19 protein-coding genes are annotated in these 22298 nt (G+C 40.1%); 9 read left to right on the forward strand and 10 right to left on the reverse strand.

Features of this window, described 5'->3' with window-relative positions:
- Positions 1-2113: T9SS type A sorting domain-containing protein (locus tag ACO1QW_RS13765; RefSeq protein ID WP_486259434.1), on the forward strand; the 2113-nt coding region annotated here is incomplete at its 5' end.
- A gap of 66 nt (positions 2114-2179) precedes the next feature.
- On the opposite strand, the gene ACO1QW_RS13770 is transcribed toward ACO1QW_RS13765, so the two are convergent.
- The gene (locus ACO1QW_RS13770; protein ID WP_486259436.1) at positions 2180-3700 is read right to left on the reverse strand and encodes an Ig-like domain-containing protein; all 1521 of its coding nucleotides are present in this window, start codon (positions 3698-3700) and stop codon (positions 2180-2182) included.
- A gap of 721 nt (positions 3701-4421) precedes the next feature.
- On the reverse strand, positions 4422-6128 hold the full coding sequence (locus ACO1QW_RS13775; RefSeq protein ID WP_486259438.1) for a DEAD/DEAH box helicase: 1707 nt from the start codon (positions 6126-6128) through the stop codon (positions 4422-4424).
- 192 nt (positions 6129-6320) lie between these two features.
- On the opposite strand from ACO1QW_RS13775, the gene ACO1QW_RS13780 reads away from it, so the two are divergent.
- The 4 genes from ACO1QW_RS13780 (at position 6321) to def (ending at position 8944) form a co-directional block, all read left to right on the forward strand.
- Positions 6321-6857, forward strand: coding sequence for an RNA methyltransferase (locus ACO1QW_RS13780; RefSeq protein ID WP_486259440.1), 537 nt, complete (start codon positions 6321-6323; stop codon positions 6855-6857).
- 15 nt (positions 6858-6872) lie between these two features.
- The gene (locus ACO1QW_RS13785; protein WP_486259442.1) at positions 6873-7838 is read left to right on the forward strand and encodes a UbiA-like polyprenyltransferase; all 966 of its coding nucleotides are present in this window, start codon (positions 6873-6875) and stop codon (positions 7836-7838) included.
- Positions 7831-8241, forward strand: coding sequence for a Holliday junction resolvase RuvX (gene ruvX, locus ACO1QW_RS13790; RefSeq protein WP_486259444.1), 411 nt, complete (start codon positions 7831-7833; stop codon positions 8239-8241). The genes ACO1QW_RS13785 and ruvX overlap by 8 nt, the downstream gene beginning before the upstream one ends.
- A gap of 124 nt (positions 8242-8365) precedes the next feature.
- Entirely contained in the window at positions 8366-8944 is a 579-nt protein-coding gene (def, locus tag ACO1QW_RS13795; RefSeq protein WP_486259446.1) for a peptide deformylase, read from the forward strand.
- Positions 8945-9012: 68 nt separating this feature from the next.
- Here the strand turns inward: def and ACO1QW_RS13800 are convergent, their stop codons facing one another.
- Positions 9013-10092 (reverse strand): RluA family pseudouridine synthase, encoded by a 1080-nt coding sequence (locus tag ACO1QW_RS13800; RefSeq protein ID WP_486259448.1) that lies wholly within the window; start codon positions 10090-10092, stop codon positions 9013-9015.
- A 58-nt stretch (positions 10093-10150) separates the two neighbouring features.
- Between ACO1QW_RS13800 and lipB the strand changes: the two genes are divergently transcribed.
- Positions 10151-10882, forward strand: coding sequence for a lipoyl(octanoyl) transferase LipB (gene lipB / locus ACO1QW_RS13805; RefSeq protein ID WP_486259449.1), 732 nt, complete (start codon positions 10151-10153; stop codon positions 10880-10882).
- Here the strand turns inward: lipB and ACO1QW_RS13810 are convergent.
- The 3 genes from ACO1QW_RS13810 to ACO1QW_RS13820 all read right to left on the reverse strand — a co-directional run bounded on the left by ACO1QW_RS13810 (position 10877) and on the right by ACO1QW_RS13820 (position 13419).
- Positions 10877-11683 (reverse strand): hypothetical protein, encoded by an 807-nt coding sequence (locus ACO1QW_RS13810; protein WP_486259451.1) that lies wholly within the window; start codon positions 11681-11683, stop codon positions 10877-10879. The genes lipB and ACO1QW_RS13810 overlap by 6 nt on opposite strands.
- An 80-nt stretch (positions 11684-11763) precedes the next feature.
- Entirely contained in the window at positions 11764-12462 is a 699-nt protein-coding gene (locus ACO1QW_RS13815; protein WP_486259453.1) for a hypothetical protein, read from the reverse strand.
- A gap of 51 nt (positions 12463-12513) precedes the next feature.
- Positions 12514-13419: a 1-aminocyclopropane-1-carboxylate deaminase/D-cysteine desulfhydrase gene (locus ACO1QW_RS13820; protein ID WP_486259454.1), complete on the reverse strand. Its 906-nt coding sequence runs from the start codon at positions 13417-13419 to the stop codon at positions 12514-12516.
- Between the two features lie 55 nt (positions 13420-13474).
- Here ACO1QW_RS13820 and ACO1QW_RS13825 point away from each other — a divergent pair, with 55 nt between their 5' ends.
- Positions 13475-14374: a sugar phosphate nucleotidyltransferase gene (locus ACO1QW_RS13825; protein WP_486259455.1), complete on the forward strand. Its 900-nt coding sequence runs from the start codon at positions 13475-13477 to the stop codon at positions 14372-14374.
- Here the strand turns inward: ACO1QW_RS13825 and ACO1QW_RS13830 are convergent.
- Positions 14371-17025 carry a S8 family peptidase gene (locus tag ACO1QW_RS13830; RefSeq protein ID WP_486259457.1) on the reverse strand — a complete coding sequence of 885 codons (2655 nt, stop codon included), beginning with the start codon at positions 17023-17025 and terminating at the stop codon, positions 14371-14373. The genes ACO1QW_RS13825 and ACO1QW_RS13830 overlap by 4 nt on opposite strands.
- 142 nt (positions 17026-17167) lie before the next feature.
- On the opposite strand from ACO1QW_RS13830, the gene ACO1QW_RS13835 reads away from it, so the two are divergent.
- Positions 17168-17986 (forward strand): M57 family metalloprotease, encoded by an 819-nt coding sequence (locus tag ACO1QW_RS13835; RefSeq protein WP_486259459.1) that lies wholly within the window; start codon positions 17168-17170, stop codon positions 17984-17986.
- Between the two features lie 57 nt (positions 17987-18043).
- Here ACO1QW_RS13835 and pgi read toward each other — a convergent pair whose 3' ends face one another.
- Positions 18044-19672: a glucose-6-phosphate isomerase gene (gene pgi / locus ACO1QW_RS13840; protein WP_486259461.1), complete on the reverse strand. Its 1629-nt coding sequence runs from the start codon at positions 19670-19672 to the stop codon at positions 18044-18046.
- A gap of 27 nt (positions 19673-19699) precedes the next feature.
- Positions 19700-20635: a bifunctional riboflavin kinase/FAD synthetase gene (locus ACO1QW_RS13845; protein WP_486259462.1), complete on the reverse strand. Its 936-nt coding sequence runs from the start codon at positions 20633-20635 to the stop codon at positions 19700-19702.
- Positions 20636-20706: 71 nt separating this feature from the next.
- Between ACO1QW_RS13845 and ACO1QW_RS13850 the strand changes: the two genes are divergently transcribed.
- Positions 20707-21879 (forward strand): AIR synthase related protein, encoded by a 1173-nt coding sequence (locus ACO1QW_RS13850; protein ID WP_486259464.1) that lies wholly within the window; start codon positions 20707-20709, stop codon positions 21877-21879.
- Here ACO1QW_RS13850 and ACO1QW_RS13855 read toward each other — a convergent pair whose 3' ends face one another.
- The gene (locus tag ACO1QW_RS13855) at positions 21880-22296 is read right to left on the reverse strand and encodes an energy transducer TonB (protein WP_486259466.1); all 417 of its coding nucleotides are present in this window, start codon (positions 22294-22296) and stop codon (positions 21880-21882) included.
- Between the last annotated feature and the right edge of the window lie 2 nt (positions 22297-22298).

Below are 22298 nucleotides of genomic sequence, written 5' to 3' on the forward strand. Positions count from 1 at the left end.
ATGGGCACAGGTTGGATCAACCGGAACAGCAAATTCAAATATTGCAGCTAACACTGCATTGAATGGAAGCATAACTGTTACCGGAATTGGAACAGTTACATTACGCTTAACATCAACAAGCAACGCAACACCAAGTTGCGGCACAGCAGAGAATGACGTGGTGTTGACAGTGAATCCAAATCCAACAGCAGATGCTGGTATCGATCAGGCTCTTTGTCAAACAAAACCAAGTGGTCCCACAGTATTCAACATAAGCGGTAGCGGAACAAACGGCACAGGTGTATGGAGTAAGTTCGCTTCTACAGGAACTGCCGACGTGACCTTTGGTAATGTGAACGATGCAGCAACAACAGCAAGTGTGACAGGCGTGGGTACTGTAACAGTTCGTTATACAATAACAAATACAAATTGTGGTACAGCTTTTAATGATGCTGTACTGACTGTTAACCCTAATCCTGTAATTTCATGCAGTGCAACTCCTTCGCTGATTGATATTACATCAGCCGCACATAACTCTCAACTTAATGTTGACCTTAGTGCAAATGCTGATACTGATCCTACACACTATACATATGCATGGACAGAAGATGGTGCTGGTTATTTTAACTTCAATGATATCAAGAATCCTGTTTACATCGCAGCAGTATTAGATGCAGGTCAAACAGTTTCATTTACTGTAACTGTTACACATACTGAAACAGGTTGCTCAACAGTATCGGAATGTTCATTGACAGTAAATACAGCAGGTATATGTCCAATAGTTGAAACCTCATCCATTTGTGCTGGCACAACTACAAGTTATAGCGCAAACAGAGCGCCTGCTGCAAATGAAACATGGACATGGAGCGCTGTCGGAGCGACCATCAATGCGCCAAACGGACAACAAACAGTTTCTGTTACTGCAGGTAATCAAAGCTTTACATTAACGCTTCGAATTGCTTATGCCAATACAGAATTATCGCCTATAGAATGTCCATACGAGGTAACAGTAACATCATGCGCTGTCAATTGTACATATACGCAAGGTAAGTATGGTAATACAAGTCCTGCTTGCGATGCAGATGGATCAAATGGCACAGCATATGTTTACCCAACAGTGGTTGATATGATCAAAGCAATGTTAGGAGTAGGTGGCACTGCAAATCCATTAGTGATAGGTAGCAATGGTAAGTTCGTCACTATTCCTTCAACAGCTAGTGCCGCAACATTGTTGAACGCATCAATGCCAGGCGGAAGTACTGCAAGAGAATTGATTAGTAATTGTACAGTAGATAATGCCGGAGGTTTACCAGCATGCTGGACACCGGGAACAAACCCTCTTGCAACTTATATCACTAAACAAGGAAAGATCAATAATGTGCTGTTGTCACAAACAATAGCATTGGGATTGAATATGCGGTTGAGTGGCGGATTGGCAGGATTTGTTTTGCAGGCCGGTACATTTGCAACTGCAACACGTGATGGTGATTGTAGTTCAAATGTTGCAAAAGTTCGCAGTTGTGTTTACGATCCAATATTGTTGCAATGGGTAGTAACAAATGAATACACTTTCAAAACAATTAAACAAAGTGTAATTGATGCACTCAACTGCAAACAATATTCATTGAATGTTGACGGTTTGTATAAATTGGCAAATGATGCTTTGGGTAATGCTGAAGTAAGTGCGGAAATTGGTAAAGAATGTGGAGCATCACTCAGCGATATCAACGATGCGGTATCTGCTATTAACGAAGGTTTTGATAATTGCAGAATATTCATTGGCTGGAGTGAAACACCATGTGGTGCAACATCAGGCAGAATTGATATTACCGGATCTGGTGTTATCAACAATAGTATCGGCACAATTTCGAAGCTTAGTGTATCAGCGTATCCAAATCCGTTCAGAGATAACGTGAACTTTGTTATTGCTTCACCTGAATCAGGAAAAGCAGTGCTTGAAGTTTATAATCTCTTTGGACAAAAACTGCAAACAGTTTATGAAGGGTTTATTTATGCAGGAAGAAGCCAGGTTGTTCAATTTAATGCGCCAACAACAGCAAGCGGTGTATTAATTTATAAGCTAAGAATAAACGATAATCAGGTTACAGGAAGGATCATCAACAACAAGGAGTAATAGGATAGCAACGGACAATAAAAAAAGGCTGCCTTACAAGGCAGCCTTTTTCCTATCGAAAATTGTTTAGTTAATAGCGTAACAATAAGTTCCTGTTTTTGTTAGGAAGAAATCATAATCTATCCAGCTATAACCTGCATCGCCCCAGGCTGTGCCCCATGAGTTAAACACGAGGTAAGCATTTTTTGCATCATCATATCCGCAAATAACAAGTGCATGTGCAAGTGAACCTGAACCGGAATAGGTTTTCCAGATGAAGCCGGTTTTTGCACTGATGAATGAATTGTCAGCAAGTATGTTGATGATCACCGGATGATTTTGCGACACCATTGCTTTAATAGCAGCTCTGTCGGTAGTATACATCTTCGCATAAGAACTGATCTTGTAGTTCTGCGCTTCTGATGACTGTGAAGACGTTGGTAACAATGAACAGCCGTTACTGCTGCTGTAAGGCATTGACTGGAATGTGCAGATGCCATTCAGCTTAATAAAATCAAGTGCTGTTTGCATTGCTGAACCTGAACTACAATCGGTGCTGAATTTGATCTGGTTGTATAAGAATTCAGGACTGAAAATATTTGTACTGTTACTGTACGATGATGCACCTGATCTGTAATACTGCTCAGCAGAACGTGCAGCATAACCAACTGCAAATGCCACGCATGAACCTTCACTGCCCTGGCTGATAACAGGAGGCATCATTAATCTTACTTCTGAACCAGTAGGAGGCGGAGGAAGAATAACAGTTGTGTTAAGTGTTACACTGATAGAACGTACCGATTGATTACCGGCTGCATCTCTTGCTGTTGCTGTAATTGTGTGAATTCCACTGGCAGCAGAAGATGTATTCCATGAATAAGAGTTAGATGAAGAAGCACTGCTGCTAACTACGTTGCCATTAATGCTGATGCTTAAGTTGCTGATACCAACATTATCAGAAGCAGAAGAACTGATGCTGATAATATCGCCTGTGTTATACGATGCACCATTAGCTGGTGAAAGTAAGTTGACAGTTGGAGCTGTGAGATCGCCTGGAATTACAACTGTGTTGCTTACTGAAACAATGATAGATGCGCTGGTTCTGTTATTGGAAGCATCTCTTGCTGTTAACGTGAGCGTGTGTGTGCCGTTTGCAACGGTAGCAGAATTCCATGTAGTAGTAAAAGGTGCAACGCTGCTGCTTGTAACCGCTACGCCATCAACATCAAGCGATACACTTGATACAGCTACATTATCACTTGCATTTACTGATACATTTACAACCCCTGTTACAGCTGCTCCATAGGCAGGAGACGAAATGCTGATGGTGGGTGCAATTGCATCACGCTTTCCTCTTGCTGCTACGTTTGATAATGTAACCGCTTTTAAAGAAGCATCGGGTGCGTCTTTAATAAAAGCTGATGAAACAATTAATGGAACTTTTGCCTGTAATGCGGCGTTGTCATCTACTACGCCGGGTACGGTTAATGAAGTTACCTCTGTTTCGTTTTCTGGTACTTGTGTTGATTTTTCTTTGGAACAGGATATCCATAAAACTGATACCACTAATAACCATAACAAGCCCTGCGGCCTTGTGACTTTTTTCATTAATCTCTGTTGGTTTTCGAAGTAAATAAAATTGTTGCCTGGTGAAAGGCATAGGTGTGCAACCGTGGTAGATGTTTTCTGTAGTTGGCAAGCACGCACTTATCTCATCTGCAAATACGCTGTACTTGCAGTAAAGTGCTCTTTGATAAGTTTGTTGGAATTACTGGTACTGTCTGTAGGAAAATGGTTCTTCGCTGATCTGGATATTGTTCGCTGGTTCTTTCTTTAAACGTTTCAATCCCGTTTTACTTCAAAGTTTCAATGCTGTTGTTCTTCTCCGTTATTGTTCGCTTATTCTTCAAGAATTATGCCATCTATGTCTAACAATCGTTCTTTGTGCCTTTCGATTGCAAAGATATTTTGTTTTGTATACGCAAATCACTAACTGACTTTTGAGGATAGCAAAATCATCTTTTGTACTACATGCTAAACACAACTTTTGAAGGCACGATTAAACTCTATTTGAGTTGATCTAATTTATCCCACAATTAAAGCGTTGATTAGTTAATATAAATGCATGTAATTAAAATAAACTTTGTTCGTACTTGATCAAACTCAAACGCCCAATTGATTTTGTTAATTTATTCCCACATTCTCCACAATAGAAATTAATGAACTAATGGAATCAGTGATTTGTTTTTTGCAAGCACCCGTTGGACTTATTGCATAAAAAAAGAGAACTATTATGAGTAGCTCTCTTTTATAATATTAGATGAAGTTTTTACCTGCTGTTCGCATCATTCATGCGAATGTTTCTTCCTTTGAATTTTTTGCCATCAATTGCCTTCATCATTTGCTTGGCTGCTTTGCTGTCCACTTCAACCCAGCTGTTCATTTCACGCATATCAATTTTGCCGAGTACTTCTTTTTTCAAATCACTCATATCTAAAATGAATTGCAGGAAACTGGCTTTGTAAAAACCATCTTTAGTACCAAGGTTTACAAACAGTCTTGCATAGCTGCCCGATCCGGCACCATTAAAATCACGGCCCTGTGTATCACGGTAAGGCTGGCGTTCACGAGTGCGGCCGGCACCTGGTCTTTCTCTTTCTGCACCACGACCCCCATCACGTTTGAATTTATCAAACTCACGACCACGTTCACGAATGTTGAGGTCTTCCGCATTTTCGTAATACTTCAGGAAGCGATCGAACTCCATTGAAGCAACACGTTTCAGAATATCTTCTTTGCTGATGTCTGCAAATTTTTCCTGCAGCATCGGCACATAAGTTTCATATTCTTCATTGCTCACATCCATGTTAATGAGCTTATCCATAAATGAGAAAAACTGTTTGCGGCAAACATCTTTACCGCTTGGTATTTCCAGTTTATTAAAACGGGATTGTACAATGCGTTCAATCTGGCGAATCTTGCCGATTTCACGACTATGAACAATGCTCATACAAATTCCTGTTTTACCGGCACGACCGGTACGACCACTACGATGCGTGTAAACTTCAATATCATCAGGTAATTCAAAATTGATCACATGCGTAATATCTTTTACATCAATACCACGTGCAGCTACATCCGTTGCAATAAGCAACTGCAATGTTCTGTCACGAAACTGGCCCATTACAGTGTCACGTTGTTGTTGCGTAAGATCACCGTGCAATGCATCAATATCGTAACCTTCACGAGTTAATTTTTCAGAGATCTGCTGCGCATCAATTTTTGTGCGGGTGAAAATGATCCCATAAATGCCTGGGTTGAAGTCGATCAAACGCTTCAAAGCCTCGTAACGGTGTTGTGATGACACCACGAAATACTGGTGATCGATATTAACGTTCGCCGTATTCATTTTACCAACCGTTACTTCAACCGGCTCTTTCATGTACTTGCGGCTCACCTTGCGAATTTCAGGTGGCATAGTAGCACTAAACAACCAGGTACTTTCTTTCTTAGGCGTGTTCTGTAAGATAAATTCAATATCATCCTGGAAACCCATGTTCAGCATTTCATCTGCTTCATCGAGTACCACGTATTGAATTTCGGCCAGGTTAATGGCTTTACGTTCAATCAAATCAATCAAACGTCCGGGTGTTGCCACTACGATCTGTACGCCACGCTTAATATCACGGATCTGCATGCCAATAGATGTGCCGCCGTAAACAGCCACCACGTTCATGCCCTTCATGTGTTTCTTAAACAGTTCGATCTCTTTTACGATCTGCAAGCAAAGTTCACGGGTGGGACAAACCACCAATGCCTGGGGATACTTTTTGCTTTCATCTAATAATTGCAGCATGGGCAAGCCAAATGCTGCTGTTTTGCCTGTACCCGTTTGGGCAAGGCCGATTAAATCCGTTGTTCCGCTCAAAAGAACGGGGATTGCTTTTTCCTGTATAGGAGTGGGAGTTGTAAAACCGAGTTCACTAATCGCTTTCATCAATCTTTCATCCAGTCCAAGCGCTTCAAATGTGTTCATTCTTATTTTCTTGTTATAATAAGCGGCAAAGGTAAGGTTTTGAGGGGAGAATGAGGCTGGAAGCAGGGAGTATGTAAGCGGGTTGAGGATGGCTGATGGCAACTTAAAGCCCCAATGCATGATTTCTGATGTAGTATTTAAGAGGCACTTGCAACCCATAACCCATAACTCTTAACATCCTAACTTTGCGCCATGCGAAAACTGGGCATGGATGAGCTAAACCGGAAATCGGTTGATGAATTTAAGGAAGCGGAGAAGAACAAAGTGATCGTTGTGCTCGAAAACATCCGTAGTATGCAGAATGTAGGCAGTGTGTTCCGTACCGCCGATGCTTTTTTGGTGGAAGCCATTTACCTGATTGGTTACACGCCTCAGCCTCCTCACCGTGATATTCACAAAACAGCACTTGGTGCAACAGAAACCGTGACCTGGAAATATTTCGCCAAGACCAGCGATGCCATTGTTGAATTAAAAGCAAACGGTTACAAGTTGTTTGGCATCGAGCAAACAGAGGGAAGCATTTTACTCCAGGATTTTGAAAAAGAACAGGAAGAAAAAATTGCGCTCATTTTTGGCAACGAAGCCGAAGGAGTAGAGCAGGAAACATTGCATGCCTGCGAAGGCTGTATTGAAATACCACAGTTTGGGATGAAGCATTCGCTGAATATTAGTGTAGCAGCAGGGGTGGTGCTTTGGGAAATGGCAAGAAAAGGTATATTGAACCAATAATCTGGATTGAACAACATGAGTACAGTTAAGAGCTATTTATCGCTGATAAAGTTTTCGCATACCATTTTTGCATTGCCATTTGCGTTGATTGGATTTTGTTTGGCTTTGTTAAGTGGAGATATTGAGCATGGACATTGGAATCTAAACGAAACCATCGGATGGGGAGCGAGACCTTTTGATCCAGGTTTTCTTGAACATTATGGAAGGGCCATAATTACAAAATTCATTCTTGTCCTCCTCTGCATGATCTTCGCCCGCAGTGCAGCCATGGCCTTCAATCGTTATCTCGATAGAAGTTTTGATGCAAAAAACCCACGTACAGCCATCCGTGAAATACCTGCGGGAATTATTTCGGCTAATAGTGCTTTGCTGTTTACGATCATCAACAGCGTGTTGTTTGTTGTTGCCACTTTTTTCATCAATACACTTTGTTTTGCATTGTCGCCGGTAGCATTATTTGTGGTGCTTGGTTATAGCTATACCAAACGTTTTACTCCGCTTTGTCATTTGGTATTAGGACTTGGGTTATCACTTGCTCCCATTGGTGCATACCTTGCTATAACAGGGGCGTTTGCTGTATTACCGATTCTTTTTTCATTCACCGTTTTATTTTGGGTGAGTGGTTTCGATATTATTTATGCCTTGCAGGATGAAGAGTTTGATAAAAAGTATGAATTAAAATCGATCCCTGCGTGGCTTGGTAAAACAAAAGCATTACGTGTATCTGAATTATTACATGTGCTTTCTGCTTTTTGTGTTACGGCAGCAGGTTACTATGGAGGTTTTGGTGTGTTGTATTGGATCGGTGTAGCTGTATTTATCGGAATGCTTATCTATCAGCATTCCATTGTAAAGCCCAACGACCTCAGTAAAGTGAACATTGCATTTATGACTGCGAATGGCATTGCAAGCGTGGTGTTTGCGGTGTTTGTGATTACAGATATATTGCTCATCAAAGGTTCATGGAATTTAAATGGCTAGAATCATCTGCATCGACTACGGCGGCAAACGAACCGGCATTGCGATAACTGATCCTTTCCAGATCATTGCCACGGGTTTAACCACCATCGAAACAAAAAACTTTATTCCTTTTCTGAAAGATTACTTCAGCAAAGAACAAGTAGAACTGATCCTTATTGGTATGCCCACCAATTGGGATGATTCTGACACGCACGCCACACCGTTAGTGAAACGTGCAATTGAACAATTGAAGAAAAACTTTCCAAATATTCCCATTGAAACAGTTGACGAACGTTATACTTCCAAAATGGCCAAAGATGCCATGCTCGAAATGGGTCTCAAGAAGAGTCAGCGCCGGGATAAAAAACTGGTTGATGAAATTGCAGCTACCATTATGCTGCAGGAATACCTGGCCAGGACGTAGGATGGCGGATTTATGATCTCCGATGTTATCAGCGCTTCGGCCTGAGTGCTTATATTTGCAGCTGTTTTTACTTAATCTGACTGATTTATAAATCCTAAATCAGCCATCCTAAATCAGAAATTCCATGATTCTTCCCATTGTCGCCTACGGCTTTGATGTACTTCGTAAAACAGCAAAAGATATTACGCCGGATTACCCGCGGTTGGAAAAACTGATCGCTGATATGTGGGAAACCATGTATTCATCAAATGGTGTTGGTCTAGCGGCTCCGCAGATCAACAAGGATATCCGTTTGTTTGTTGTTGATAGCGCACAGATGTTTGCAAATATGGATGAAGAAGAAACATTGCTTTATCCGGACAGACCAGGTGTGAAGCAAGTGTTCATCAATGCACAGGTGGAAGAGTTGTTGGGCGATGATTGGTTATACAACGAAGGTTGTTTAAGCATTCCTAAGATCCGTGAAGATGTATACCGTGCCGAAGAAGTAACGATCCGTTACATGGATGAAAATTTCAAAGAGCATGTAAAAACATTTGATGGCATTACCGCCCGAGTTATTTTACATGAATACGATCATATTGAAGGAAAACTGTTCATCGATTACCTCAAACCGTTGAAGCGTAAAATGCTTAAGGGAAAACTGGATGATATTTCAAGAGGAAAAGTGAGTGTGGATTATAAGATGATGTTTCCTAAATAAACTGCGGGATAAATGATCAGCTGATTTTAAGTACAAAGCCCCGATATCAATTGTATCGGGGCTTCTTTTTATTCATCATCTCCAGTGAGATTCTTTGCTTTCGTATACACTCTCCATTTTTCAATTACCTGTTGAATGTCTTTCGCCAGTTCGCTTTCAAACAGCATTCGCTCTTGAGTTTTTGGATGTGTAAATCCCAATGTTTGCGCATGCAAGGTATGGCGTGGACAAATAGCAAAACAATTATCTACAAACTGTTTATACTTGGTATAAACTGTCCCTTTCACAATACGATCGCCACCATAAGTGTCATCATTAAATAAAGGATGGCCGACATGCTGCATGTGTACCCGTATCTGGTGTGTACGTCCGGTTTCCAAACGGCATTCTACCAGTGTAGTGTAGCCGAAACGTTCTAACACCGTGTAATGTGTAATGGCTTCTTTTCCGTATTCGCCATCCGGATATACATCCATGATCTTGCGAAAACGTTGATGCCTGCCCACATGACCAGTGATTGTTCCACTATCTTCTTTAATATCGCCCCAAACCAATGCAACATATTTACGTTCTACTGTATGATTGAAAAACTGTTTGGCTAAATGCACACTGGCTTGTTCTGTTTTCGCCATAATCACTAAACCGCTGGTGTTTTTATCAATGCGATGCACCATGCCAAAACGGGGAAGTTCATCTTCAGTAATGTTTGGTTGTTGCTGTTGAAAATGCCACAAGGCACCATTCACCAACGTGCCTGAATAATTACCACAACCGGGATGCATCACCATGCCGGGTTCTTTATTCACCAGCATTACATGATCATCTTCATAAACGATATTAAGCGGAAGTTCTTCCGCTTTTAAATTCGTATCCTCAGGAGCCGTATCTGTAAACGTAATAATATCATCACCCGGTTTTACTTTATAGTTGGCCTTGACAAGAGTATTGTTAACCAGCACCATACCTGTTTCAATACCACGCTGCACTTTATTACGTGTGGCACCTTCAATTTTTGTCATCAGGTATTTGTCTATACGCAAGGGTTCCTGGCCCTTTGTTACCACAAAACGTTTCTTCTCGAACAGTTCTTCCGAGCCATCACCATTCTCCAGTTCACTGTCTTCGTCTAATAATTCTTCGTCGATCATAATCTGCAAAAGTAAGCCCTGTGTTTCATCCGTTCAAATGATTGTAAATTTGCAGGCTATGACACAATTGGTGCAGTTTGAAGATTTAGGAAATATGCCCTACAAGGAAGCCTGGGATTACCAGGAAACTTTGTTGAAGAAGAATATTGATTTGAAGGCGGAATTACGTAACAGAGCCGGTAGTCCTGAGCCGGCAGTTGATAATGAAAGCCACTCACCACTCACCACTCACCATTCACTTCTTTTCGTTGAACATCCACCTGTGTACACTTTAGGTAAAAGCGGTGATGTGAAAAACATCCTGATCAGTGAAGAGGAGCGTGCTGAAAAAGGGATCGAGTATTATCCAACCAATCGGGGAGGTGATATTACTTTTCACGGACCGCAACAAATTGTTGGTTATCCTATTCTTGATTTAGAAAAATTTGAAACCGACATTGGTAAATACCTACGAAAACTCGAAGAGGTTATTATATTAACGATGGCCGGGTATGGTTTGAAAGGTGAACGCAGCAAAGGTGAAACAGGAGTGTGGCTTGATCCTGATATAAAAGGTAAGGAGCGTAAAATATGTGCAATGGGTGTGCGTTGCAGTCGTTGGGTTACCATGCATGGATTTGCATTCAATGTTAATACAGATCTGAATTATTTCAACTACATCATACCCTGTGGAATTGAAAACAAACAAGTGACTTCTTTAGAAAAAGAACTTGGTCACGCTGTAGATTTTGAAGAAGCAAAAGAAAAAGTGAAGCGAAATTTCGAAAAAGTATTTGATGTAAAATTATAGCGGCTTTGCAAAGTAAAGCAGGGTTTTGTGATCCCCGAAAATCAATTCATCTTTCTCTACTTTGTAAACATACATGAGCCATGAATGATCACCTGATTTTATCTCGATCTGGTTATTGACAACGGTGATAGTGCACGGCAATACTTCAGTTTTATCCTTTGTATAAAAAGTAAGTTCTGCAGTTGCGTTTTTTGTACCGTTAGTTTTTATTGATTTAATATAGCGAATCAGAACAGCATCGTTTGCTACAGCTCCCGGTTTCGAGCGCCGACGGTAAATGGTCCAGTCAACGTTTGAAAGATCTGCAAGATTGGGATCTAACGGAGTATCAAGAATAGGATCAGTCACTGCATTTTTGCCCAACGTTTCTCGCCAGAAAATTTCTTTTTTAATTAGTGTGTGAACGGTGCCATCATCATCGAGCAACCACAATTCATTTGCTGATACAGAGCCAATGGTATACACATCTGCCGCAGCCACCAATATGTTTCCGGGCTCATCTATAAAAGCCACACCACGCATGATTGTTTTTGTGCCGTCTCTTGTTTCTACTTTATCCGCTTCAGTAAAATGTAAATAAATTGTATCATTAATTGGCATTGCTGCCTTATCAGCATCGGTGCGTTTTATTTCCTGCCATCTGCCTTGCAATTGTGCTAATGTAAAATTGTAAACAGCACCTTTTTTTCCGGCAGTTGTGTTAACAGGCGTAACGCCTCTTCTTCCTACACGTTGAGCCAATAAAAATTCGGGAGTTAAAATTAATGCGGCAAGTAGTAAGGGTAAGTACATCTGTTTCATAAGTGGGTATACAGGGGCTATCTGTACGGCAGAGCAAAATACAAAAACAAGGCCATTCTTCAAATAAGTAAAAAAAATAATTAGTAATCCCTTGTAATCAAGAACTTGTTTTTCTCTTTCAGCTTACCATCTTCAAATAATTCAAAATAGTACCAGCCTGATTTCATAAAGTTTACTTTATCCAGCGTGAGGTATGTGTCTGTTATTTTTGGAATAATAAATAATTGGGCGCCGTTTTCTTTCAGGAAGCGTACACTGTATTTTTTTGATAGGGCATCAGGAATGCGAATAACCGGATTGCCATCATCACCTGTAAAAATATACAAGGAGGGTACCCATACCGGCTTAGGAGCAACATATGGTCTGTCTTCCTTTTCGGTTTCCTTTTGTTGTTGAATGGGTTTATTCACCGGTTCTTTAAATACAGCTGTTGCCGAATTTGTATCGAGCACTAATTTTCTTGAAGGAGTAAACACATAGTTTGAACCTTCAAATAAAATGAACACACGATAATAACCGCTATCGTTCTTTGCTGTTTTATCAATATAGCTGTAAGAACGAACATTGGGGTTTGGTAAAGTATGAATAGTGCTGAAGTTGCGTAAACTGTCTTTTGAACGTTGAATATTGATCTGCGAAACGTTTTTGAATGTACTGATCCAGCCAAGGATAATTTCACCATTCAGTTTTTTTACTGCATTAAATTTTGGAAGTGTGTCTTGCTGCGCCGTAGCAGTTAAACCAATAAAAAGAAGAATGGGTAAGATCAGTTTATTCATGGAATTGATGAGTTCTGTTAGTTGTTCTCTGGTGCACAAATATAATGCCGTTCAGAATAATAACGTTCCCTTTGGCAAACTGTTGTTTCCCTGTAAACCACCCGAGTGAATGACCAATACGTTGCTTGTTTCGGGAAAATAGTTTTCTTCCGCTAATGAAATAATGGCCTGCATCAGTTTGCCTGTGTACACAATATCGGTAGGAATAAATGTTTCAGTATAAAATGAATTCATAAAGTTGAGTAAATGCTCATCATACCTGGCGTAACCTTTACCTGCAAACTGAAACAATACAATTTGTTTTGCTGCTGATGTAGCTGTTGCATGCTGCGCTATGAACTGATGCTGTTCTTCTTCTTTTATTTTCAGAGCAGCAATACCGATCACTTTTTGATTTGAATTGGCAGAAGCAGCAATTCCTTTAAATGTGGTGCCGGTTCCCATAGAGCAAACGATATGTGTAAATTTATCTGCACTTTGTATATGCTGTAGAATTTCTTTGCAACCTTTCATTGCCATTTCATTATTTCCTCCTTCGGGAACAAAAAGAAAATCGGGATGTTCACTTGTAAATTTTTGAACAGTTTCACTGGCTGATGAATAATCCTCACGCTTCACAGCTATTAATTTCATTTGATGTTGCCCACAAAATGCGAGCGTGTCATTTAACGGCTCAACTATTTCACCACGCACAATACCAATAGAGCTGACGCCTTCTTCAAAACACGCAAATGCAGTGGCAGCAAGGTGATTGGAATAAGCACCACCCATTGTAATAATCCCTTGCTTGTGTTGTTCTTTTACTTCCTGAAGATTATACTTCAGCTTAAAATATTTATTGCCTGAGATAAAAGGATGCAGCAGATCGAGTCTTGCAACAGTAAAATGAAAAGTATTGCCGTTTTGTAAAGGCCAATCAATCCTATTTTGAACAACTATGCGTGGTATCGTTTGCATGATGTGGCGCAACTTTTGTTTCCTATCTTCGCAACGCTCAAAAATAAAAGAATATATGCAACCTACATTATTGATCCTGGCTGCGGGTATGGCCAGCCGTTACGGTAGTATGAAACAGATAGAGGGATTTGGTCCTTCAGGTGAAACGATCATGGATTATTCCATTTATGATGCTATTCGTGCCGGGTTTGGAAAAGTGGTGTTTATTATACGTAAAGATTTTGCAGACAACTTCAAAGCTATTTTTGAACCCAAGTTAAAAGGTAAGATCGAAACTGATTACGTATACCAGCAACTCGATTCATTAACGAACGATTATGCAACACCTGCCAGTCGCACAAAACCATGGGGAACTGCACATGCGGTGCTTTGTGCGAAAGATGCCATCAACGAACCTTTTGCTGTAATTAATGCCGATGATTTTTATGGTCGTGATGCATTTGAAAAAGCCTATAATTTTTTAATGAACGATTGCACACCTAAACAGCAAGCCATCATTGGATACGAACTTGCAAGAACATTGAGCGCAAATGGCACTGTTAGTCGTGGTGTATGTGAGGTTGATGAAAATAAAAACCTGGTAAGTATTTCTGAACGTACCAAGATTTATGCAGAAGGGGATAGGATCGTGTATGAAGATGCAGCAGGTAAGCATGAAGTGCCTTACAATTCAAGCGTGAGTATGAACTTCTGGTGTTTCGATTCTACCATCTTCGGCATTACTGAAAATATGTTTGCTAACTTTTTGCAAGAGCATGGCCAGGAAGAAAAATCTGAATTTTTTATTCCTATTGTGGCAGACAAATATATTAAGAAGGGGTTCGGTGTTGTAAAAGTAATTCCCACTTTATCACAATGGTTTGGTGTTACGTATAAAGAAGATGCACCAGGAGTTCAGAAAAGTGTCGATGATCTTGTTGCTGCAGGAGAATATCCTTCTTCGTTGTGGGGTTAATTTAAAATCAACTTTCCGTTTACTTTTTTCCCAGAGCTATTTGTTGCTCTGTATATGTACAATCCTTTTTGCAGTTTCAAAACATTAATGCGCTGCGGAAAGGATTGTAATTTTTCCTGCAAAACCAACCTGCCGCTGATGTCGAAAAGCTGAAAGATGTACTCCTCTCTTGTGTTTGATAAAACAAGCACTGGTTCTCCCGCATGCGCAGGATTAGGATAAACAACAATGTCTCTCGACCCCGCAAAATAGACTATGGCCTTGGCGGAATAATAGATCCGTCCATCCAATAAAACAACTGCAACTCTATATGTATTGCTGCCGTTTATCAGTGACATGTCTTCGTAATTAAACAGTAATCCGTTTTGTAAGGTTTGTTCATTTATTGTAACAAATCCGGCAGTAGTTAATTTTTCAAAACGTATTTTACTTACCTGGTAACCTGTGCCTAATTCTAAAGAAAGTAAAACGCTGTTGTTGAGGGTGATGTTTGCAAGAAAGCTTTTAATGTAACATGTTACTCCCTGCAAGTCGTAATTAAAAGTATAAGAAGGAACGGCCGATTTACCATTGAGTAACGGTGTTATGTTATAAAATTTTTCAGGATTATTTTTTTTGGCAAGTAAAAGGAATGTATCGGTTGTTATTAGTAATTGCTCCATGTAGTTTGGTCCAAGCCTGCTAATCTTATATGCAGTTGCTTCATAAATTTTTGGCCATACAAGCAGAAACGAATCTTTGCAATTAAAACCTATTGATGGAATTATACGGTTACCAATTGTAAATGTATCAGACACGTAACGAATTCCATTTGTTGTTACTGCTACTAATGCTTTGCCGAATATATTTGGTGCTGTCCATTTATAATATCCTTTTGAAAGATCGGCTGATGCGTCAATATTTTGCCAACTGTTCCCGTTGTCGAGGCTATATTCCAGTAAACCGGTGCTATTGGTAAAAGATGATTGAAAACGTAGAAAATGCGAGTTAGAAGGAAAGAGATAGTCTGAAGATGTTGGAAAGAGCCAGTTAAACCTGTTTATTGTATCGAATTGATATGCTATCGCAAATGATTGCGGCCCGCTTTGCACTAATGAAGACTTAACAACTATTTGATAGTTGCCCGAAATAGGATCATCGAGAGTAATCTGTTCGGTGACATTAAGTGTATCCTTTTTACGAACAGGCAGTTCTTCCAGTGATGAAATCGAAGGAGACGGATTTAATACCCATGGCAGCCAAGTGGTACCAGTAGCAATGTGCTTTAATTCCAGATCAAGATCATTTGTAAGCGCCTTAGCAACTCCTGGAGATGCGGCAGGATCAGTCCAGGCTAATGTTACTTTGAGTTTTTTTACTCCAGAGGGTACCGTCAGGTTAAAAGTTCGCTGCCCGCTGGCGCTAATGTTTTCTGTCAAGTAATGATTTTGCAAAAGAGTGTTTATTGCACTTACTGCATTTAGTTTTCCAAACCCCGATCTGTAATCAATACCGGTTGAATCAATGTCATCAGCACTGTTGAGCAGAACCGCCTTAATAACTGAAGCGGGAGCGTTATTATTACTATTTAAAGTACGATAGGTATTATGAAGAACTGTCGCTACTCCGGAAACTAAGGCTGCAGCTCCCGAACTTCCATCTTCACCAAAGGCAACAAGTTCTGGTTTTATGCGGCCATCAAATGCGGGTCCTTTAGAACTGGGCGATAACACACGACCAATCGAATCTGTATGTCCGACTGTAATGATATTTTTTGCTTGTTTAAAATTGCCGGTGAGGTTCGCATAACCATTCATATTTGAGTAAGCTCCCGTTGGAGAAAAGGCGTTACCTGAATTGCCTGCAGAGAAAACATGTACAACGGAAGGGTTTACTATTACAGATGCATCATAGGCAGCAGCCTCTGCTCCATAGTAGCTTTCAATAACAGTTCCATAGGAATGATTTTGCACCAGTATAGGCGTTTGATAATAGGAGTTGGGTTCGGGTAAAAGATTTAAAAAACTGGCAGAACTTATCTTTGATTTCCAGCCAGCACCTTTGGTATTATACCAGGCATTGCCGCCACCAGAAACAATTGTTGCAATCAACGATGCGTGTGCACTAACAGAAGAGGCACTGTGTGCCGACGGTAAAATTCTCCCTGTAAAATCAATATCAGAACTATCAAACATCTGTTCTTTAATTGACACATAAATATTTTCCCCGTTTAGCTGAGGAAATCGATTTTGTATAGTTGTGATGTTATTTGCCGAGTAATCGACAAAGCCTAAAAGCAACTCTTCTTTGGCAATCTGTTTTTCATCAGCCCATAAAATATTTTCATCCTGGAGAAGTTCTGTAAGGTCCGCCAACGTGCAAGTGATTACTAAAATATTGGATTGAGTGTAAGTACCAAGTAGTTTTACTTTTTTATAAAGTTTCTTCCAATCAACAGAATCAATTGAACGTAATACTACAGTAAAGGTGGCAGTGGTATTTGTAGTTTGACGATTGTTTAATTTGAGGCGTAATGTTTGCGAAACTTTATACTCAGTTTTTTTGCTTAGTATTTGAGCATGAACATTTTGGAGTAGTAATGCCTGTAACAAAACAACTGCTGTTAAGCGCAGGCAGTTTGCTCTGATAAGTGTACAGATAATTGCATTCATTGATTACTCACAGTCATCGTTTTGTCAGCTAACTTGTTTTTCTTTTACCCGCAAGAAAAAATAACAAGTGTGTATAAAATACTGCGATGTTTAAAATAAAATTAATAATTTAAAGTTCATTTTAAACCTAAATCGAATAAACATGAGAAAAGTATTATTAGGCACGGCTGCAATTTTATTTGCAGGATTATTTATTGTAGCCTGTTCCAAATCGGCGAAGGAAGTAAAGGCCGATGCTGTATCAGATGAAATTTTAAGTTTGATTGCTTACCAGGGATTGTCAACGGATAATGTAAAAGCAATGAATGGCGGCTATTTGGTTGAAGGAGATATTTTCCTTAGCGCAGATCAATTAAAATCTGTACCGGGTGGTGCAAACATGACGATTGCAAGCGAAGAACAGTATCGTACGTTTAACTTGGTTACAGTTAATGGCACAAGAACAGTTAACGTTTATCTTGAGCTAGCTGATCCAAATGCAGGAACGTATTTTGGCCCGGCTTTAGATGAAGCAATTAAACGTTATAACGACTTAAGTTTGACACTTAAGTTTGCCCGTGTTACTACCCCCCCGGGCACTGGTGGTATGACCGTAAAGGCTTATTATGAAAACAGCAATACAATTGGCTTTGGTGGTTTTCCTTCTGGTGGTAATCCTTACAATCTTATTAGTCTTAATACAAAGTATTTTACAGCAAGCGCAAATACCAATTGGTTAGCGACTGTAATAGCTCATGAAATGGGTCATTGCATTGGTTTCCGTCATACTGATTATATGCGTCGTGCTTATAGCTGTGGCTCGGGTGGTAACGAGGGACAAGCTAAAAATGGTGTGGGCGCCGTTCTTATCCCGGGAACTCCCTCAGGTCCCGATGCATTAAGCTGGATGCTGGCATGTTCAGATGGCAGCAACCGCCCATTTAATGCTAATGATATTACAGCTTTAAACTTCCTCTATTAATTAAGTAATCGTATAAAAGCATAAATGAAAAGTCCCCCGTTTTTGCTGGGGACTTTCTTATTTGCGGAATGTTTTGTATTGATTGATGAGTGCGTTGGTGGATGCATCATGTGATGATACTTTATCGTCATTTATTAACTCAGGCAAAATTTTATTTGCTAACTGTTTGCCAAGTTCAACGCCCCATTGATCGAAACTGTAAATGTTCCATATAACGCCTTGCACAAAAATTTTGTGCTCATAAAATGCAACAAGCTGTCCCAATGTGAACGGTGTAATCTGTTTTATAAGAATAGAGTTAGTAGGGCGATTACCCTCAAATACTTTATAGGGCACTAATTCTTCTTTCACTCCTTCGGCAATTACCTCTTCTTTTGATTTACCATTCATGAGCGCTTCTGTTTGTGCAAAGAAATTACTCATGAGTTTATTGTGATGATCACTCAATGGGTTATGACTAATGGCCGGGGCTATAAAATCAGCTGGTATTAAATGTGTGCCCTGGTGAATTAGTTGATAGAATGAATGCTGGCCGTTTGTTCCCGGTTCACCCCAAATAATTGGACCGGTGCTGTATTCTACTTTGTTTCCATTGCGATCAACATATTTGCCATTACTCTCCATATTTCCCTGTTGGAAGTAGGCAGCAAAACGATGCAGGTATTGATCGTAAGGAAGTATTGCTTCGCTCTTTGCATCAAAAAAGTTTACATACCATGTGCCGAGTAACGCCATGATCACCGGAATATTTTTATCGAACGAAGTTGTTTTGAAATGATCATCAGCAGCGTACGCCCCCCTCAAAAGTTGTTCAAAATTATCGTAGCCAATTGTAAGTGCGATGGACAAACCGATTGCACTCCATAAACTATAACGACCGCCAACCCAGTCCCAGAACTCGAACATATTTGTTTTATCAATACCAAACTTCACTACTTCTTTTTCATTGGTAGATAAAGCAGCGAAATGTTTTGCAACAAACAATTCATCTTTTGCAAACTGCAGAAACCAGCTTCTTGCACTATGCGCATTGGTCATTGTTTCTTGCGTCGTAAATGTTTTTGAAGCGATCAGGAACAACGTTTCATCTGCAGTTACTTTCTTTAATGTTTCAGCAATATGTGTTCCATCAACATTGCTTACAAAAAATGTTTCAATGCCTTCAATCCAATAAGGTTTTAATGCTTCAGTTACCATCACGGGGCCAAGGTCACTACCGCCAATCCCAATATTGACAATGTATTTTATTTTTTTTCCTGTATAACCTTTCCATGTTCCGTTGTGAATGTTTGAACAGAAATTCTGCATTTGCACAAGTACCCTTTGTATATCCGGCATTACATCTTTGGCCTCAACCAAAACAGGTTTGCCTGAAAAATTACGAAGGGCTGTATGAAGCACCGCTCGTTTTTCTGTGTGGTTGATCACATCACCGTCAAACAACTTTTCAATTGCTTCCTTCACTTTGCAATCGTCAGCAAGTTGCAGAAGTAACTGCATCGTTTTATTTTCAATGATATTTTTTGAATAATCAAAAATGATATCACCTGTAGCGATATTGAACTGTTCAAAACGAGTGTTGTCTTTTGCAAATAATTCTTTCATGTGCAGCTTCTTCATGTCGGCCGCATGTGCACTTAATTCTTTCCAGGCGTTTGTTGTAGTTGGGTTAATCGATGAAAGCATAGTAAGTAGTTTAGTTTTGTCTTAAGTTCATTGATCAGCCAATTTGCTGATGGAGATTTCTTTGTCTTTGTGCAGTTGCTCGATCAGTTTATCCAGTCCGTCGAATTTCACTTCATCACGTAAATGATATTTTACAAACACTTTTAAGTGACGGTTATAAATGTCTTCTGCAAAATCAAACAGGTTTACTTCCACAGTTCTTGTTGTGCCGTCAACTGTTGGTCTTGTGCCGATGTTCATCATACCTTTCAATATTTTTGGCTCACCTTCAACCTGCGCCTCTACAGCATACACACCATTTGCTGGTACAAGTTTATCTGCATCCTGTATTTGCAGGTTAGCAGTAGGGTAGCCTAATTTGCGACCAAGTTTATTTCCTTCCACCACGTAACCACGAAAGAAATACGTGTAGCCTAACAGTTGATTGGCTTTTTCTACATCGCCCACAGCAATTGCTTCTCTTATTTTAGTGGAACTAACAATCACTTCATTTCTCAATTGCTGCGGAATTTCTTTCACTACGTAATTGTATTCTTCACCCATTTTTTCCAAAAGCCGATAATCGCCTTCACGATTGTTGCCAAACTTATGATCGTAACCTATAATGATCAATGAAGGATGAAACCGATCGACAAGGAAATTCTTGATGTATTGCTGGGCTGTTTGTTGAGAAAATTCTTTGTCGAAAGGAACGACAACGAGATTATCCAGACCCTGCTGTTTTAATAATTCAATTCTTTCTTCAAGCGTAGTTAGTTCTGCAACATGCCGGTCGGGCTGCACAATTTTGCGGGGGTGAGGGTAGAAGCTGATCAGCACCGATTCGCCTCCTTTTTCTTTTGCTTCGGCACATAACTGTCTTATGATTTGTTGGTGGCCGAGATGCACACCATCGAAAGTGCCGATTGTAACAACGGCGTTTGTGAAAACGGGCAACTGCTGCAAACTTCTGTAAACCTTCATAATTTGAAGGCACAAAAGTAACACATTTGATGTGTGGAAGTGTTAGTTTTGCGGCTCACAAACAAAGCGGCATGTCATTATACAACAAACGGGGCGTTTCGGCACAGAAGGAAGAAGTACATAAGGCAGTAGAACATCTCGACCAGGGACTATATCCTAATGCGTTTTGCAAACTCTATCCCGATTATTTAGGGGGAGATGCAGATTGGGTGAATGTAACGCATGCCGATGGAGCCGGAACCAAAAGTATTTTGGCTTATCTGTATTGGAAAGAAACAGGCAATGCTTCCGTTTGGAAAGGGATAGCGCAAGATGCGATCGTCATGAATCTTGATGACTTGCTTTGTGTTGGTATTTATGATAATATTTTATTCTCCTCTACTGTTGATCGTAATAAAACACTCATCCCCGGTGAAGTGCTGGAACAAATCATTAATGGCTCTGCAGAATTGTTTGCACAATTGAAGGAGTATGGTGTAAACATTCACTATCTCGGTGGCGAAACTGCTGATGTGGGTGATGTGGTGCGTACAATAGCAGTAAACGGAACAATGACGGCTCGTTGGCCAAAGAATAAAGTGATCAGTAATGATAAAATAAAAGCAGGTGATGTAATTGTTGGGCTTGCAGGTTTTGGACAGGCGAATTATGAAACATCATACAACAGCGGTTTGGGCAGTAATGGTTTAACAAGCGCACGACATGATGTGTTGGAAAAATATTATGCGCACCATTTTCCTGAAACATTTGAACACAAGCTGAGTGATGATGTGGTGTATATTGGTAAGCATCGTTTGGCTGATGAAGTTCAATTGCCAAACGGTGAAACTTCATTGATCGGCCGATTACTGTTATCGCCCACAAGAACTTTTGCGCCGGTATTAAAAGAAATATTGGAGAATCATTTTGATGCGGTACATGGCTTGATCCACTGCAGTGGTGGCGGACAAACAAAGTGTATGAAGTATTTGCCGGGGCCAATGAAGATTGTAAAAGACAATCTCTTTACGCCACCAATTATTTTTAATTTGATACAGGAAGCTTCCGGCGCTGATGCCCGTGAAATGTACCAGGTGTTCAACATGGGTACAAGACTGGAGATCTATACCAATGAAAAAGATGCTGATACATTGATCAACATCTCAAAATCATTTGGTGTAGATGCTCAGGTGATTGGCAGGGTAGAGGCGAGTGAGAAGAAGGAGTTATTGATTAAGTTGGATGGGGAAGAGTTGGTGTTTTGATTAAGGCATTCTGAATGTTACTTTTTGCCTTCGCCATGCTTTTACCGGTTTTCCGGATTGATAGGCTGGAACCCATTTAGGCCCATCTTTAATAGCTTCCACAAGAATTTTTGCTAAGAGTGAACCTTTCAAAGTAAGTGCTTCCACATTTGTGACGGTACCATCGTTGTCAACAATAAACTGTACCTCGCAAGTGCCAGCACTTTTTTTATTTCTAAAAATCTTGTCAATATTCTTTTCAATTTGTATCTGCACATAGCGGTTCCAGGCATGTTCTCCTCCAGGAAAATAAGCTTCAACTTCAACTTTTTGAAAAATTGAATCTGTGATTTGTTTAGAGGTTGCTAAACTGTCTGCTTGTTGCGCATAAACAATAGAATAGAGTGACAAAGAGAGTAGAAGCAATAACTTTTTCATAA

The sequence above is a fragment of the Lacibacter sp. genome, assembly GCF_057361365.1.

Excerpts from the sequence above, each read along its gene's own strand:
- ACO1QW_RS13830 (WP_486259457.1), bottom strand. The coding sequence starts at position 17,025 with ATGAATGCAATTATCTGTACACTTATCAGAGCAAACTGCCTGCGCTTA.
- ACO1QW_RS13770 (WP_486259436.1), bottom strand. The coding sequence starts at position 3,700 with ATGAAAAAAGTCACAAGGCCGCAGGGCTTGTTATGGTTATTAGTGGTA.
- ACO1QW_RS13800 (WP_486259448.1), bottom strand. The coding sequence starts at position 10,092 with ATGATCGACGAAGAATTATTAGACGAAGACAGTGAACTGGAGAATGGT.
- lipB (WP_486259449.1), top strand. The coding sequence starts at position 10,151 with ATGACACAATTGGTGCAGTTTGAAGATTTAGGAAATATGCCCTACAAG.
- def (WP_486259446.1), top strand. The coding sequence starts at position 8,366 with ATGATTCTTCCCATTGTCGCCTACGGCTTTGATGTACTTCGTAAAACA.
- ACO1QW_RS13810 (WP_486259451.1), bottom strand. The coding sequence starts at position 11,683 with ATGAAACAGATGTACTTACCCTTACTACTTGCCGCATTAATTTTAACT.
- ACO1QW_RS13845 (WP_486259462.1), bottom strand. The coding sequence starts at position 20,635 with ATGAAGGTTTACAGAAGTTTGCAGCAGTTGCCCGTTTTCACAAACGCC.
- ruvX (WP_486259444.1), top strand. The coding sequence starts at position 7,831 with ATGGCTAGAATCATCTGCATCGACTACGGCGGCAAACGAACCGGCATT.
- ACO1QW_RS13820 (WP_486259454.1), bottom strand. The coding sequence starts at position 13,419 with ATGCAAACGATACCACGCATAGTTGTTCAAAATAGGATTGATTGGCCT.
- ACO1QW_RS13850 (WP_486259464.1), top strand. The coding sequence starts at position 20,707 with ATGTCATTATACAACAAACGGGGCGTTTCGGCACAGAAGGAAGAAGTA.
- pgi (WP_486259461.1), bottom strand. The coding sequence starts at position 19,672 with ATGCTTTCATCGATTAACCCAACTACAACAAACGCCTGGAAAGAATTA.
- ACO1QW_RS13785 (WP_486259442.1), top strand. The coding sequence starts at position 6,873 with ATGAGTACAGTTAAGAGCTATTTATCGCTGATAAAGTTTTCGCATACC.
- ACO1QW_RS13835 (WP_486259459.1), top strand. The coding sequence starts at position 17,168 with ATGAGAAAAGTATTATTAGGCACGGCTGCAATTTTATTTGCAGGATTA.
- ACO1QW_RS13815 (WP_486259453.1), bottom strand. The coding sequence starts at position 12,462 with ATGAATAAACTGATCTTACCCATTCTTCTTTTTATTGGTTTAACTGCT.
- ACO1QW_RS13855 (WP_486259466.1), bottom strand. The coding sequence starts at position 22,296 with ATGAAAAAGTTATTGCTTCTACTCTCTTTGTCACTCTATTCTATTGTT.
- ACO1QW_RS13780 (WP_486259440.1), top strand. The coding sequence starts at position 6,321 with ATGCGAAAACTGGGCATGGATGAGCTAAACCGGAAATCGGTTGATGAA.
- ACO1QW_RS13825 (WP_486259455.1), top strand. The coding sequence starts at position 13,475 with ATGCAACCTACATTATTGATCCTGGCTGCGGGTATGGCCAGCCGTTAC.
- ACO1QW_RS13775 (WP_486259438.1), bottom strand. The coding sequence starts at position 6,128 with ATGAACACATTTGAAGCGCTTGGACTGGATGAAAGATTGATGAAAGCG.